This window comes from Leptolyngbya sp. CCY15150 (assembly GCF_016888135.1).
In the GTDB taxonomy this organism is placed as follows: Bacteria; Cyanobacteriota; Cyanobacteriia; order RECH01; family RECH01; genus RECH01.
In genome coordinates, this window is record NZ_JACSWB010000281.1 from 1 (window position 1) to 647 (window position 647).

The following is a 647-nucleotide window of genomic DNA, read 5'->3' on the forward strand; positions in this document are numbered from 1 at the left end:
TTGACCGTTTCGGTTTTTCAGTGAGCAGTGCCGGGGATGTCAATGGCGATGGCGTCGATGACCTGATCATTGGCGCACCCAGTGCCGACCCCAACGGAAGCGATTCCGGCTCCAGCTATGTGGTATTTGGCGGTGGTGATTTTAGTATTCCCCTCAATCTTTCCAGCCTCGATGGCAGCAATGGCTTTCGTCTCGTTGGGGTATCAATCAATGACGCTTCCGGGCGTTCGGTGAGCAGTGCGGGGGATATCAATGGCGATGGCTTTGATGACCTGGTCATTGGGGCATGGGGTGCCGACCTCAACGGCTCCTATTCAGGCTCCAGCTATGTGTTGTTTGGGCGTACGGGTGGGTTTAGTAGCACCCTCAATCTATCTAGCCTCAATGGCAGCAACGGCTTTCGCATCGATGGCGTAGCTGCATATGACGTTTCCGGTTTTTCGGTGAGCAGTGTCGGGGATATCAATGGCGATGGCTTCGATGACCTGATCATTGGGGCACCCTATGCCGACCCCAACGGCTCCTATTCAGGTTCTAGCTATGTGGTGTATGGCAGTGGGGGTGGGTTTAGTAGCACTCTCAATCTCTCCACCCTCAATGGCAGCAATGGCTTTCGTATCGATGGCGTGGCAGCAGGTGACTATTCT

The 647-nt window shown here is 54.4% G+C and carries 1 protein-coding gene; it reads left to right on the forward strand.

Translation table 11 applies throughout. The annotated features are described in order from the left end of the window. The coding region (locus JUJ53_RS22255) for an integrin alpha (RefSeq protein WP_204154249.1) at positions 1-647 on the forward strand (647 nt) is incomplete at both ends.